We start from the raw sequence: 13,912 nt of genomic DNA on the forward strand, positions 1-13,912 counted from the left end.
CCGGACGCGCTCGGCGGCGGACGACGGCGGCCGGGCCGTGCTTCCAGGATCACGGTATGACGACTACACCGATGCACAGGCCGGGGCCGCTGGGGCGGCTGGCCGGCGTGGCGTTCCGGCACCGCTGGCGGGTGCTGATCGGCTGGGCGGCGGCGCTGGCCGTCGCCGTGGGGCTCGCGGCGGCGTTCGGCGGGGACTACGAGGTCGACTACTCCAGCCCGGGCAGCGACTCGCAGCAGGCGCAGCGGCTGCTCACCGACCGGTTCCCGGCGCAGGCCGGCGAGCCGGTGGACGTGGTCGTGCGCACGGACGCGCCGGTCACCGACCCGTCCGTGCAGGCCGAGGTCGGCGCGCTGCTGGCCGAGCTGAGCACGCTGCCGCACGTCACCGCCGTCGACGACCCATACACGACGCCCGGCGGGCTGGCGCCGGACGGCCGGACGCTGACGGCGCGGCTGAACCTCGGCGTGGACGCGCCGGAGAACATGCCGGTCGAGGACACCGAGCGGCTGCTGGCCGCGGCGGAAGCGGCCGAGCGGCCCGGGCTGGACGTCGCGCTGGGCGGCGACACGATCCGCATCGCCGAGTCCGGCGAGTTCGGCAGTGAGATGGTCGGGCTGGTCGCCGCGGCCGTCATCCTGCTGGTGACGTTCGGGACGGTGGTGGCGGCCGGGCTGCCGATCGGCGTCGCCGTCGCCGGGCTGGCGATCAGCTCGACGCTGGCCGGACTGGTCGCGGCAGTGATGGACGTGCCCGACTGGGCGCCGATCCTGGCGTCGCTGCTGGGCATCGCGCTGGGCATCGACTACGTGCTGCTGATGGTGACGCGGTTCCGCGAATGGCGGGCGGCCGGGCTGGCGCCGCCGGACGCGGCCGTGGCGACGCTGGACACCGCCGGGCGCGCCGTCATGGTGGCCGGCAGCACGGTGATGATCAGCATGTTCGGGCTGTTCGCGATGGGGCTGTCGTTCATGCGCGGCGCGGCCGTCGTGACGATGGTCGCCGTCCTCATCGTGATGGCGGCCGCGGCGACGCTGTTCCCGGCGCTGCTCGGCTTCTTCGGGCACCGGATCGAGCGGTGGCGGCTGCCGATCGGGCGGCGCCGCGGCGCGGTGACGGTCGCCGAGGGCGGCCACGTGCAGCCGTCTCGGGCGTGGCTGCGATGGAGCCGGCTGATCGAGCGCCGCAACGTCCTCGCCGTCGTGCTGGGCGGCGGGCTGATGCTGGCGCTGGCGGCGCCGTTCCTGGGCGCCCGGTTCGGCTTCCCCGACGCCGGGAACGACCCGGCGAGCCACTCCAGCCGGCAGGCGTACGACCTGCTCGCCGACGGGTTCGGTGCGGGCGCGAACGGGCCGCTGCTGCTGGTCGCGGACCTGCCCGGCGGCGGGGCCGACGCGAACGCCCTGCCGGAGCTGGCCGACACCGTCGCCGCCACGCCGGGCGTCGCCGCCGTCCTGCCCGCCGTCGTCACCGAGGCCGGCGACGCCGCGCTGCTCACCGTCATCCCGTCGGGCGGGCCGCAGGACGCCGCGACGGAGGATCTCGTGCACACCCTGCGCGACGACGTGCTGCCGGGCGCACCCGTCGACGTGCACGTGGGTGGCGTGACGGCCGCGGCGATCGACGTCAACGAGTCGATGGCCGACGGGCTGCCGCTGCTGATCGGCGGCGTCGTGACGGTGTCGATGGTGCTGCTGCTGGTGTCGTTCCGCAGCGTCGTCATCATGCTGACCGCCGCGGTGATGAACCTGCTCTCCGTCGCCGCCGCGTACGGGGTGGTGGCGCTGGTGCTGGAGGGCGGCTGGTTCGGGCAGCTGGTCGGCGTCTCGACGGAGACGCCGATGCCGGCGTACGTGCCGGTGGTGATGTTCGCGGTGCTGTTCGGGCTGTCGATGGACTACGAGGTGTTCCTGATCAGCCGCATGCGCGAGTCGTGGCTGCGCACGTCCGACAACGCCCGCGCGATCGTCGACGGGCTGGCCGGGACCGGCCGGGTCATCACGGCGGCCGCGGCGATCATGGTGACGGTGTTCGCGGCCCTGGTGCCGAGCCCGGACGTCGTGCTGAAGTCGCTCGGCGTCGGCATGGCGGCGGCGATCCTCATCGACGCGACCATCGTGCGCATGCTGCTCGTCCCGGCCGTCATGCACGTGCTCGGCCGGGCCAACTGGTGGTCGCCGCAGTGGCTGGACCGGCGGATGCCGCAGCTCTACGTCGAGGGCCGGCCAGAGCTCTTCCTCCCGGCGGCCGAGCGCGAGCGTGAGCCGGTGGGGACGATCTAGCCCGTCCACGAGACGTCAAGAAGCCCCGACGCGGAGTCACAGCAGCACGCGTCGGGGCTCAGCTGGGATCATCGGTGTAGACGCACCTCCCCCAGCCAAGACCAACCCTACTCCTTGACGGGCCACTTGTCTCAGTGTCACTCTGGCGGGCTAACTACATCGGGAATCCGCCCGGCGTAGTCCAGAGATGGGCTACCGGGCGGACTGTAGACGCGGTTCACTCGGCGCCCTCGGCACTTGGGAGGAATCCGAGTGAGTCGCGGCAACAGGCAAGAACGCACGACGTTGGAGCGCTTGGAGAGGCTTCATCGTCATACCAGTCTCATCGGTCAGATCCTGCGGGATCTCTGGCCGCTGTTCGTGGTGGCGTTCTTGATTCGGATGTGACCTCGGATCGGGTCGGCTGAGGCCGGGCCACCAGGGAGCGAACGGGGACCGGCGAGAGCCGGTCCCCTTCGTGCGTCCGGCTCGCCCGATCACTCAGCCCAGGATGCCGTCGACGAAGGCCTCGGGGTCGAAGGGGGCGAGATCGTCGGGCCCCTCCCCGAGGCCGACCAGCTTGACCGGGACGCCCAGCTCGCGCTGGACGGCGACGACGATGCCGCCCTTGGCGGTGCCGTCGAGCTTGGTGAGGACGATGCCGGTGACGTCGACGACCTCGCCGAAGACGCGCGCCTGCACGAGGCCGTTCTGCCCGGTGGTGGCGTCGAGGACGAGCAGGACCTCGTCGACCGGGCCGTGCTTCTCGATGACCCGCTTGACCTTGCCCAGCTCGTCCATCAGGCCGACCTTGGTCTGCAGCCGCCCGGCGGTGTCGACGAGGACGGTGTCGGCCTCCTGCTCGATGCCGGCCTTGACGGCGTCGAAGGCGACGCTGGCGGGGTCGCCGCCCTCGGGGCCGCGGACGGTGACGACGCCGACGCGGTCGCCCCAGGTGGTGAGCTGGTCGGCGGCCGCCGCCCGGAACGTGTCGGCGGCGCCGAGGACGACGTCGCGGTCCTCGGCGACCAGCACGCGGGCCAGCTTGCCGACCGTGGTCGTCTTGCCGGTGCCGTTGACGCCGACCACCAGCACGACGGCGGGCCGGCCGTCCTCGACGTGCCGCTCGGTGCGCAGCGCGCGGTCCAGCGCCGGGTCGACGAGGGCGATCAGCTCCTCGCGGAGCAGGGTGCGGGCGGCCTCGGGGTTCTGCACGCCCTCGACGCGGGCCCGGGTGCGCAGCCGCTCGACCAGCTCCTGCGCCGGCGCGACGCCGAGGTCGGCCATCAGCAGGGTGTCCTCGATCTCCTCCCACGTCTCGTCGTCGAGGCGCTCGCGCGAGAGCAGGCTGAGCAGGCCCTTGCCGAAGCCGGACTGCGAGCGGGCCAGCCGCGAGCGCAGCCGGGCCAGCCGTCCGGCGGCCGGCTCGGGGCGTTCGAGGACCGGTTCCTCGACGACGGGCTCGGCCGGCGCTTCGGGCAGCTCGACGTCGGTGATCGGCGCCCGCTGCTCCTCGACCGGTGTGGTGGCGTCGTCGCCGACCCCGGGCAGGACGTCGGCCCCGTCGGCCCCGGGCCGCGGCGCGGGCGCCTCGACCTGGCCGCGCCGGCGGCGGGGCACCAGGAACGCTGCGAGGGCGATGCCCAGGACGACCACGACGGCTGCGACGATGACGATGTACTCCACGGCCGCCATCCTCGCACGTTCTCAGCGGCCCGCCGGACGATGCCCGGCGGCTCCGCGGCTCGCGGCTCCGCGGGTCAGGCGGCCCGGTGCGTCACCTCGGCGGCGCCGCCGATGCGGGGCAGCGCCGCGGGAACGCTCGCCGGCTCCGCCTCCGAACCGTCCGCGGCCTCCGCGGCGGACGACGAGGACGACGAGGAGGACGCGGGCCGGGCCAGGCGCCGGGCGATGCCGCGGCGGGCGACGCGCAGAGTGTGGAAGGCGGCGTCGCGCCAGTCGTCCATGCGGGCCACCGTGAGGAACCGCCAGTGGCGCAGTCTTCGCCGCACCACGGCCGAGCTCGCCAAGTGGTAGTACGCGCCGACTGCGGCCAGCACGGCCGTCGCCACCATCACGATCACCAGCATCGCCACTACTACTGCCGTCATGTGACACCCCCGTTGGTCACATCAGTAACATCTTTCACACCTGCACCACCGACGGTAGCGCACGTGCACCTTGGTCACTGCACATTCATGACGCGCGGCGTGTCCGTCCGGTTGCCCCACGCGCCACAGGGACCATTCCAGTACCCAGGAGCGCGCCGGCCATGCCCGGCGGGTCAGACCGGCTCGGTCTCCCGGATGCGCTGCGAGATGACCGCGGTGACGCCGTCGCCGCGCATGGAGACGCCGTAGAGGGCGTCGGCGATCTCCATGGTCCGCTTCTGGTGCGTGATGACGATGAGCTGGCTGCGCTCGCGCAGTTCCTCGTAGATGCTCAGCAGCCGGCCGAGGTTGGTGTCGTCGAGCGCCGCCTCGACCTCGTCGAGGATGTAGAACGGGCTCGGCCGCGCCTTGAACAGCGCCACCAGGAACGCGACGGCCACCAGCGAGCGCTCGCCGCCGGACAGCAGCGACAGCCGCTTGACCTTCTTGCCCGGCGGCCTGGCCTCGACCTCGATGCCGGTGGTGAGCATGTCGTCGGGCTCGGTCAGCACCAGCTTGCCCTCACCGCCGGGGAACAGCCGGGAGAACACGTCGGCGAACTCGCGGGCGGTGTCCTCGAACGCGGACGCGAACACCTGCTGGACGCGGTCGTCGACCTCCTTGACGATGTCGAGGAGGTCGGCGCGGGTCTTCTTGAGGTCCTCGAGCTGCTCGGTGAGGAACGCGTGCCGCTCTTCCAGCGCCGCGAACTCCTCCAGTGCCAGCGGGTTCACCTTGCCCAGCGCCGTCAGCCCGCGTTCGGCCGTCTTGAGCCGCTTGAGCTGCTGCTCGCGCACGTACGGGATCGGCTCGCGCGGCTCGCCGTCGTCGCCGGGCGGGACGGGGACGAGCAGGTGCGGGCCGAACTCCTCGATCAGCGTGCCCGGGTCGACGCCCAGCTCCTCCAGCGCCTTGGTCTCCAGTGTCTCGACCCGCATGCGGTGCTCGGCGCGGGCCAGCTCGTCGCGGTGGACGCTGGACGTGATCTCGTCCAGCTCCGTGGACACCTCGCGCACGCGCACCCGCTCCGCCGTCAGCGCCTGCTCGCGCTCGGCCCGCAGCTCCTGCATCTCGTCGCGCTCGGCGGCGGCCAGCTCCAGCGACCGTTCCAGGTACCGCAGCACGACGGCGGCCCCGCGGCCCACGGCGGCGGCGACCCGGGCCTCCGCGGCGCGGCGGCTGGCGGCGGCGACGGCGGCCTCGCGGGCGGCCCGTTCCTGCCGGGCGGCCCGCTCGAGGCTCTCGGCCCGGCCGGTCAGCGCGCGGGCCCGTTCCTCGCCGGTGCGCAGCGCCAGCCGCGCCTCGGTCTCGGCCTGCCGGGCGGCGCGGGACCGCTCGGCCAGCCGGTCGCGCTCGTCGGTGGACGGCTCGACCTCGTCGTCGCCGATCTCCTCGGCGGCGGCCAGCCGCTCTTCCATCTCCTCCAGCGCGCCGAGGTCGCGGTCGCGGGTCTCCTCGGCCTGCGCGACGGACGCGGCCAGCCGCTCTGCCTCCTCGGACGCGGCCCGCGCGGTGCCGCTGAGCCGGCCCAGCTGCTCGGCGACGGAGGACAGCTCGGCGTCGGACTCGCGCAGCTTCGTCAGCGCGGCGGACTCGGCGGCGGCCGCCTCGGCCCGGGCCCGCTCGGCGGCGGCCAACTTGCGGCCGAGGTCCTCGGCCTTGCCGGTGGCGATGGCCAGCCGGTCGGCGGCTTCGTCGACGGCGGCCTGCACCTCCAGCAGGCTGGGCGCGCTGCTGGACCCGCCGAAGGCGCGGTCGCGTCCCAGCAGGTCGCCCTCGCGCGTGACGGCGATCAGCTCGGGCAGCTCGGCCACCAGCGCGCGGGCGGTGGCGAGGTCGTCGACGGCGGCGATGCCGCGCAGCAGGTTGGTCAGCGCGGGCCGCAGCTCGGCCGGCGTGGTGACGAGGTCGACCACGTAGCGCAACCCGCCAGGCAGCGGCTGCCAGGACGCGGGATCGTCATACGGTGCGCCGCCGACCAGCAGGCCGGCCCGGCCGAGATCCTCCTCGCGCAGCAGCCGCAGCGCGGTGACGGCGTCGTCGACGGACCCGACGGCGACGGCGTCGGACGCGGCGCCCAGCGCGGTCGCGACCGCGGCCTCCCAGCCGGACTCGACGGTGAGCAGCGCGGCCACCGACCCGAGCACGCCGGACAGCCGGTCGGACGCGGCCAGCAGCGCCTCGGAGCCGTCGCGGCGGGCCAGCCCCATCTGCAGCGCCTCGTGCCGGGCGCCCAGCGCGGACCGCTCGCCCTCGGCGGCCCGCTCCTGCTCGCGCAGCTTCGTCAGGACGTCGTCGGCGGCGGCCAGCGCGGCGGCGGCCCGCTCGTGCTCGCTGTCGAGGCCGTCCTCGCCGACGGACAGCCCGGCGACGGTGGTCTCGATGACGGTGTGCTCGTGCTCGGCCGCGGCGGCGCGGCGCAGCGCCTCCTCGCGGGCGGCGCCGAGGCGGGTCAGCTCGGCTTCGGCCGCGGCGGCCCGGCGGCGGGCGCCCTCGAGCTGGCCGGACAGCCGGGCCACGCCCTCGCGGCGGTCGGCGCTGGCGCGGGCGGCGGCGGCCAGCCGGCGCTCCTCGGCCTCGGCCGCCTCCTCGGCGCCCCGGCGGGTCTCCAGCGCGTCGTCGAGCGCCTCGCGGGCGGCGGCGATCTGCTCCTCGAGCTCGGCCTCCTGCTCGCGGACGGCGGCCGCCTCCTGCTCCAGCTCGTCGGGGTCGCGGCCGGAGCGCGGCGCCTCGCCGGCGGCGGACAGGTGCCGGGCCCGCTCGGTGGCCAGCGACGCGGTGCCGCGGACCCGCTCGCGCAGCCCGGACAGCTGGTACCAGGCGTCGGAGGCCTGCGTCAGCCGCGGCGCCACCTGGGCGACCTCGGCCTCCAGCCGGGCCTCGGCGGCGCGCGCCTGCTCCAGCGCACGGGCCAGTTCGGCCTGCCGGGCCTTCAGCGCGGTCTCGTCGGCGACCTCCTGCTCGAAGCTCGCCCGGGCCTGCACCAGCTCGTCGGCGAGCACCCGCAGCCGGGAGTCGCGGAGGTCGGCCTGGATGGTGGCGGCCCGGCGGGCCAGCTCGGCCTGCCGGCCCAGCGGCCCGAGCTGACGGCGCAGCTCCGCGGTGAGGTCCTGCACGCGGGTGAGGTTGGCGGCCATCGCCTCCAGCTTCCGCAGCGCCTTCTCCTTGCGCTTGCGGTGCTTGAGGACGCCGGCCGCCTCTTCGATGAAGCCGCGGCGGTCCTCGGGCGTGGCCGACAGGACGGCGTCGAGCTGGCCCTGGCCGACGATGACGTGCATCTCGCGGCCGATGCCGGAGTCGGACAGCAACTCCTGCACGTCCAGCAGCCGGCAGGACTGGCCGTTGATGGCGTACTCGGAGCCGCCGTTGCGGAACATCGTCCGCGAGATGGTGACCTCGGAGTACTCGATCGGCAGCGCGCCGTCGGTGTTGTCGATGGTGAGGACGACCTCGGCGCGGCCGAGCGCGGGACGCCCCGCGGTGCCGGCGAAGATGACGTCCTCCATCTTGCCGCCGCGCAGGCTCTTGGCCCCCTGCTCGCCCATGACCCAGGCCAGGGCGTCGACGACGTTCGACTTACCCGAACCGTTGGGCCCGACCACACAGGTGATGCCCGGTTCCAGGCGTAGCGTCGTGGACGACGCGAAGGACTTGAATCCCCGTAACGTCAAGTTCTTCAGGTGCAATGGACCGACTCCCCTGCTGAGGGGGCCAGCCTACAACCGCTAAAGGTCAGGTCAGGGCAGGTTGCGGCACATGCGTGTCGCTGAGCACAGCGTCGTCGAGGAGCCGACCGTGCTCGACCGCTGCCTCGGCAAGCTGGTCGTTCTCGACCTGCAGCCGCAACACCTGCGCTTCGAGGTCGGTCACCCGCCTGCGCAAGCGCTGTACCTCGGTCGTGAGCCTCGGATCCGTTCCCCCGACATAACCCAACAGCGCCTTCGCCATTGTCGAAGCCCTCCAGAAGGCCTGAGAATGTGATGATCACTTTTCGTGTGTGACGCGGCACCCGTCTGAACGTAGACGCACAGGCCGCAACGCATACCAGCATCTCACCGGACGTACCTCTCGGTCAACTCGTTCGGAGGATTCCCTCAGCGGGTCTCACCAGCGCGCATGCCGTGGCCGAGGCTGGCAGCGAGGACAGGTGTACGACGATCTGTTCATGAACGGGTCACGCCGGATCGGGGTGCCGCAGCGGCGGCACGGACGCCCCTCCTGCCCGTAGGCGTCCAGCGAGCGGTCGAAGTACCCGCTCTCGCCGTTGACGTTCACGTAGAGGCTGTCGAATGACGTGCCGCCCTGCTGGAGCGCGGCCGCCATGACCTCACGGACGGCCCGCAGCACTCGCGTGACGTCGGGCCGGCGCAGCGTCTCGGTGGGCCGGGCGAAGTGCAGCTTCGCCCGCCACAGCGCCTCGTCGGCGTAGATGTTGCCGACGCCGGAGATCAGCGACTGGTCCAGCAGCGCCCGCTTGACGCCCGTGTGACGGCGCCCCAGCGCCAGCCGGAACGCCTCGTCGTCGAACGCCGGGTCCAGCGGGTCGGGCGCGATGTGCGCGATCGGGACGGGCACGCCGTCCGGCCCCAGCCCGGCGACGGCCAGGCCGCCGAACGTGCGCTGGTCGACGAAGCGCAGCTCGGGGTCGCCGTCGGCGAAGACGAACCGGACCCGCAGGTGCGTCTCGTCCGGCGCGGCGCCCGGCTGCACCAGCAGCTGGCCGCTCATGCCCAGGTGTCCGACGACCGCGCGGACGCCGTCGTCCAGCGGCAGCCACAGGTACTTGCCACGCCGCCGGGCGTCGGTGAAGGCCGCCTCGACCAGTGAACCGGCGAAGTCGGCGGGGCCGGCGACGTGCCGGCGGACGGCGCGGGCGTGCGCCACCTCGACGTGGTCGATGACGCGGCCGACGGCGTGCGCGGCGAGGCCACGCCGGACGACCTCGACTTCAGGGAGTTCGGGCACCGGAGTCGCCGGCCGCGGCCTGTTCGGCCTCGGCGGCCTCGCTGAGCGCCTTCCAGGCCAGCTCGGCGGCCCGCGCCTCGGCCTCCTTCTTGCTGCGGCCGGTGCCGGTGCCGCGCACCTCGCCGCTGACCACGACGTCGGCGGTGAACGTCTTCGCGTGGTCGGGGCCGTCCTCGGCGATGCGGTACTCGGGGACGCCGAGCGCGTGCCGCGACGTCAGCTCCTGCAGCGACGTCTTCCAGTCCAGCCCGGCGCCGAGCAGCGCGGACGCCTCGATGAGGTCGTCGACCAGGCGGTGCACCAGCGCCGACGTCTCGACCAGGCCGCGGTCGATGTAGACCGCGCCGATCAGCGCCTCGACGGTGTCGGCGAGGATGGACGACTTGTCCCGCCCGCCGGTGGTCTCTTCGCCGCGGCCGAGCCGGACGAACCGGCCCAGCTCGAGCTCGCGGCCGACGGAGGCGAGCGCGCGCATGTTGACCACGGCGGCTCGCAGCTTCGCCAGCTGCCCCTCGGAGAGATCGGGGTGCAGCCGGTACAGCGCGTCGGTGACGACCAGGCCGAGCACGGCGTCGCCCAGGAACTCCAGCCGCTCGTTGGTCGGCAGCCCGCCGTTCTCGTACGCGTACGAGCGGTGGGTCAGCGCCAGCTGCAGCAGCTGGGGCTCGATGGGCACGCCAAGACGCCCCTCCAACACGGACAGGGATGGGGCCTCGGACGTCACCAGGAAGCTCCTACGTGAGCCCTCAGACGTCGCCGACCTGGCGACCGTTGTACTCCAGGAACAGCGGCGTGCCCTGGGAGTCCTCGACCACGGTGGCGCGGTGAGCGACGACCCAGGTGGTGCGCCCGTTCACGGTGCGCTGCTGGACCTGCGGCAGCTTCGCCTTCCACTGCGAACGGCGGTGGCGGGTGTTGCTGCGCGACATCTTCCGCTTCGGGACGGCCACGGCTAGCTCTCTTCCATCGGGCCGGCCCTGTGCGAGCCGGACTCTTGCGTTTCGTCGATGGTCAACCCGGCCAGGGCCGCCCACCGTGGATCTGTGGCGTCGTGCGCGTGATCCGGGTCGTCGGCCAGCCGGGCGCCGCAGTCCGGGCACAGGCCCGGGCAGTCGTCCTGGCAGACCGGCGACTGCGGCAGTGCGAGCACCACCGCGTCCCGGACCGGTTGTTCGAGGTCGAGGAGGTCGTCCTCGACCCGCAGTTCTTCGTCGTCGGTCTCGGTGTCGGGGTCGTCGGCCCGTTCCGGGTAGACGTACAGTTCCTGGACCTCGGCGACGACTTCGCCGTCGACGGACTCCAGGCAGCGCACGCACTCGCCCGTGTACGGGGCCCGGACGGTGCCGGACACCAACACGCCCTCCATGACCGACTCGAGCCGCAGGTCCAACTCGATTCCGGTCCCTTCGGGCACCCCGACCACCGCACCGAGTCCGAGATCGGCAGGCGCCGGAACCGTGAGAGAGACGTTCTGGGTCGACCCCGGCCGTCGTCCGAGCTCGTGGGTGGCGAGTACGAACGGGGCGCGCGGATCGAGCGTGCTCAGCGTAGTCAACTCTCGTGCTGGTTTGGGCATGCGAACCTCGGCCTCAGCGTGAGGCCGACGACCGATGGTACTAGACGGCGGCCCGCTACCCCAAACCCGACGTGAGCTTGTCGGGCTGCGGGTCGCGGCCGCCGGATCCTGGCTCGTCGGGCGAGTCGTCGGCGTCCGCGCCGAACCGCTCGGCCCGGCCGTCCGAGCCGGCGCCGAAGTCGTCCTGCGCGCCGTCGAGCTGCGGCACGACGACCGGGTTGCCGTTGCGCCGTTGCGACAGCTCCTCGTAGGCCGTGGGGTGGCGCAGCTGCTCGCGGCCGTCGCGGACGGTCTCGACGATGCGGGCCGCCGAGATCTCCAGCCGGGCCAGCTTCGCGTCGACGTAGTCGTCGGCGTCGCTGCGGATGTTCTCGGCCTGCTCGCGGGCCTGCCGCAGGATCTCCTCGGCCTCCAGCCGGGCCGCCTGGGTGACGGCGTGGTCGGCCACCAGGCGGGCCTGCTCGGCGTTGGCGTTGGCGAGGACGCGCTCGGCGTTGCCGCGCGCCTCGATCAGCAGCGCCTCGCGTTGCCCCAGGACCGCCTCGGCCGCCTGCAGGTTGGCAGGCAGCCCTTCGCGGACCTCGTCGAGCAGGGCCAGCAACTGCTGTTTGTTCACCATTGCGGTGGACGACATGGGCATCGTCCGCGCCGAGTCGACGAGTGCGACGATCTCGGCGATCTTGTCATGAACCTCCATGACCATCCCCCTAGGTGTGCCGGCGCGGGATCACCGGCGTCCCAATCTCTCCTGAAGCCGCTGGAGCACCACGTCGGGCACCAGCCCAGCGACGTCACCGCCGTAGGACGCTACCTCTTTCACCAACGAGGACGAAAGGAACGAGTAGTCGGGATTGGTCGCCACGAACAGCGTCTCCAATCCCGTCAGGCGGTGGTTCATCTGCGCCATCTGTAGTTCATAGTCGAAATCGGTGACCGCGCGCAGGCCTTTCACGACAGCCGGGATCTCGCGTTGACGGGCGAAATCGACCAAGAGCCCCTCGAAGCTCTCGACCCGGACGGCGGGCAGGTGCCCGCACGCCTTCTCCAGCAGGTCGATGCGCTCGTCGACGGAGAACAGCCCCTTCTTCGACACGTTCACCAGGACGGCGACGACGACCTCGTCGAACAGGCTTGCGGCCCGCTCGATGACGTCGAGGTGACCGTTCGTGACCGGGTCGAACGAGCCTGGGCACAGACAGCGGCGCACATGTCCTCCTGTGTCATTTCACCGGGCGCGACCGTACCAGAGCACGGTCTCGCCGTACCGCCGTTCCCGGCCCGGATCGATGTCGTCGGGCCAGGTCACCGGCGCGCTGCGGCGGTCGCGTTCGACGACGACCACCGCGTCCGGTGCGAGCCAGCCCGCCGTCAGTGAGACGAGTACCCCACTCAGCTCGGCGTCAACCATCGCGTACGGCGGATCGGCCAGCACGACGTCGTACGGGGCGTCCGGCGGCGCGGCCAGCACCCGCTCGACCGTAGACGCGACGACGACGGCGCCCGGCAGCCCCACCGCCTTGACGTTCGCCCTGATCACGGCCGCTGCGCGGGCGTCGGATTCCACCAGCAGGCAGTGCTCCGCGCCGCGCGACAGCGCCTCCAGGCCGAGGGCGCCGCTGCCCGCGTAGAGGTCGAGGACGCGCAGCCCGCCGAGGCCGCCGGGGCCGCCGGGGCCGCCGCCGAACGTCGCCGCCAGGGACGAGAACAGCGCCTCGCGCACCCGGTCCGACGTCGGCCGGGTGCGGTTGCCGGGTGGTACGGACAGCCGCCGGCCGCCCGCGGCGCCGGCCACGATGCGCGTCACCGGCGGACCGCCCCGGGTGGTACGGACCTCAGAGCCAGCCGCTGCGGCGCAGCTTTCGATGGAGCAACAGACACGCGCCTATCATGACGCCCACGACCAGCGGGTAGCCGAAGGACCAGTGCAGTTCGGGCATGTGGTCGAAGTTCATGCCGTAGATCCCGGCGATCATCGTCGGCACGGCCACGATCGCGGCCCACGCCGAGATCTTGCGCAGGTCGACGTTCTGCTGCATGGTCACCAGCGACAGGTTGGCCGCCAGCACGCCCGTGAGCAGCTCGTTCTGCGCCTCCACCATGCGGTCGACGCGCAGCAGGTGGTCGAGGATGTCGCGGAAGTACTCGCTCAGGCCGGCGCACAGCGCGACGCGGCCCCTGGTGAGGTCCTCCATGACCGGCACCAGCGGGTCGACGGCGATGCGGAACTGCAGGACCTGCCGCTTCAGCGAGTAGATCGCCTCGGTGGCGTCGGCCGCGCCCGGCTGGAACACCAGCCGCTCGGTCTCGATGACGTCCGCCTCGACCTGCCGGGCCAGCCGCGTGTAGCTGTCCGCGACGAGGTCGCTGACGGCGTACAGCACGCCGGCCGGACCCGCGTCGACCAGCCACTTCTCCGACTCGACGCGGTCGCGGACGGTGTCCAGCGGGTTGATGGCGCCGTGCCTGACGGTGATGACGAAGTCGTCGCCGATGAACATCATGATCTCGCCGACGTCGAGCGTGGCGGCGTCGTCGCGGTGCTCGAGCGTCTTGAACACGGCGAAGACGGTGTCGCCGTACAGCTCCAGCTTGGGCCGCTGATGCGCGTTGACGGCGTCGTCGACGGCCAGTGGGTGCAACTTCAGCTCGTCGACGATGAGGTCGAACTCCTCGTGCGTGGGCTCGAACAGGCCGATCCACAGGAAGCAGTCGCCGCGCGCCTTGGCACGCTCGAACGCCTCGCTGATGTCGCCGTCGATCTCCTCGCGCGCACCGTCTCGGTAAATGGCCTTGTCCACGATCACGCCCCGATTCCAGCACGGCCGCGGCGCCCGATCCGGCCGCCAGGCGTCAAGAAAGCGTTGAGATTCGGCCGCGCGGCGTCAGGACCGCGCGCAGGCCCGTCTCGGCCCGGCCCGTGACCAGCTCCCCTCCCCCGGTTCGCGCCGCCGGTTCGCGCC

Annotated in this window: 13 protein-coding genes; 1 reads left to right on the top strand and 12 read right to left on the bottom strand. The window is 72.8% G+C overall.

Annotated elements, in window-relative coordinates:
• Positions 1-56 precede the first annotated feature (56 nt).
• Positions 57-2,282: an MMPL family transporter gene (locus ACW62_RS17490; RefSeq protein ID WP_083459868.1), complete on the top strand. Its 2,226-nt coding sequence runs from the start codon at positions 57-59 to the stop codon at positions 2,280-2,282.
• 480 nt (positions 2,283-2,762) lie between these two features.
• Here ACW62_RS17490 and ftsY read toward each other — a convergent pair whose 3' ends face one another.
• From ftsY to ACW62_RS17550, 12 genes are all read right to left on the bottom strand, one after another.
• Complete coding sequence (gene ftsY, locus ACW62_RS17495; RefSeq protein WP_083459869.1) at positions 2,763-3,956, bottom strand: signal recognition particle-docking protein FtsY; 1,194 nt, start codon at positions 3,954-3,956, stop codon at positions 2,763-2,765.
• Between the two features lie 65 nt (positions 3,957-4,021).
• A complete protein-coding gene (locus tag ACW62_RS17500) occupies positions 4,022-4,372 on the bottom strand; it encodes a hypothetical protein (protein ID WP_157574822.1) in 351 nt (116 codons plus the stop codon).
• A gap of 173 nt (positions 4,373-4,545) precedes the next feature.
• Positions 4,546-8,097 carry a chromosome segregation protein SMC gene (gene smc, locus ACW62_RS17505; RefSeq protein WP_053205409.1) on the bottom strand — a complete coding sequence of 1,184 codons (3,552 nt, stop codon included), beginning with the start codon at positions 8,095-8,097 and terminating at the stop codon, positions 4,546-4,548.
• 46 nt (positions 8,098-8,143) lie between these two features.
• Positions 8,144-8,359: a hypothetical protein gene (locus tag ACW62_RS17510; protein ID WP_053205410.1), complete on the bottom strand. Its 216-nt coding sequence runs from the start codon at positions 8,357-8,359 to the stop codon at positions 8,144-8,146.
• Between the two features lie 156 nt (positions 8,360-8,515).
• Entirely contained in the window at positions 8,516-9,376 is an 861-nt protein-coding gene (gene mutM / locus ACW62_RS17515; protein ID WP_053205411.1) for a bifunctional DNA-formamidopyrimidine glycosylase/DNA-(apurinic or apyrimidinic site) lyase, read from the bottom strand.
• Positions 9,360-10,103 carry a ribonuclease III gene (rnc, locus tag ACW62_RS17520; RefSeq protein WP_053205412.1) on the bottom strand — a complete coding sequence of 248 codons (744 nt, stop codon included), beginning with the start codon at positions 10,101-10,103 and terminating at the stop codon, positions 9,360-9,362. The genes mutM and rnc overlap by 17 nt, the downstream gene beginning before the upstream one ends.
• A 19-nt stretch (positions 10,104-10,122) precedes the next feature.
• Positions 10,123-10,326, bottom strand: coding sequence for a 50S ribosomal protein L32 (gene rpmF / locus ACW62_RS17525; protein ID WP_053205413.1), 204 nt, complete (start codon positions 10,324-10,326; stop codon positions 10,123-10,125).
• Positions 10,327-10,328: 2 nt separating this feature from the next.
• Positions 10,329-10,931: a YceD family protein gene (locus ACW62_RS17530; protein WP_420843600.1), complete on the bottom strand. Its 603-nt coding sequence runs from the start codon at positions 10,929-10,931 to the stop codon at positions 10,329-10,331.
• Between the two features lie 76 nt (positions 10,932-11,007).
• Positions 11,008-11,649, bottom strand: coding sequence for a hypothetical protein (locus tag ACW62_RS17535; protein WP_157574823.1), 642 nt, complete (start codon positions 11,647-11,649; stop codon positions 11,008-11,010).
• 30 nt (positions 11,650-11,679) lie between these two features.
• The gene (coaD, locus tag ACW62_RS17540) at positions 11,680-12,159 is read right to left on the bottom strand and encodes a pantetheine-phosphate adenylyltransferase (RefSeq protein ID WP_053205415.1); all 480 of its coding nucleotides are present in this window, start codon (positions 12,157-12,159) and stop codon (positions 11,680-11,682) included.
• A gap of 18 nt (positions 12,160-12,177) precedes the next feature.
• Entirely contained in the window at positions 12,178-12,756 is a 579-nt protein-coding gene (gene rsmD / locus ACW62_RS17545) for a 16S rRNA (guanine(966)-N(2))-methyltransferase RsmD (protein ID WP_053205416.1), read from the bottom strand.
• Between the two features lie 28 nt (positions 12,757-12,784).
• Positions 12,785-13,756, bottom strand: coding sequence for a magnesium and cobalt transport protein CorA (locus tag ACW62_RS17550; RefSeq protein WP_053205417.1), 972 nt, complete (start codon positions 13,754-13,756; stop codon positions 12,785-12,787).
• Positions 13,757-13,912: the final 156 nt, after the last annotated feature.

The organism is Jiangella muralis (assembly GCF_001270745.1).
Classification (GTDB): domain Bacteria; phylum Actinomycetota; class Actinomycetes; order Jiangellales; family Jiangellaceae; genus Jiangella; species Jiangella muralis.

Coding starts and splice junctions, on each gene's coding strand:
- ACW62_RS17535 (WP_157574823.1), bottom strand. CDS start 11,649: ATGGAGGTTCATGACAAGATCGCCGAGATCGTCGCACTCGTCGACTCG.
- ACW62_RS17500 (WP_157574822.1), bottom strand. CDS start 4,372: ATGACGGCAGTAGTAGTGGCGATGCTGGTGATCGTGATGGTGGCGACG.
- ACW62_RS17510 (WP_053205410.1), bottom strand. CDS start 8,359: ATGGCGAAGGCGCTGTTGGGTTATGTCGGGGGAACGGATCCGAGGCTC.
- ACW62_RS17490 (WP_083459868.1), top strand. CDS start 57: ATGACGACTACACCGATGCACAGGCCGGGGCCGCTGGGGCGGCTGGCC.
- ftsY (WP_083459869.1), bottom strand. CDS start 3,956: ATGGCGGCCGTGGAGTACATCGTCATCGTCGCAGCCGTCGTGGTCGTC.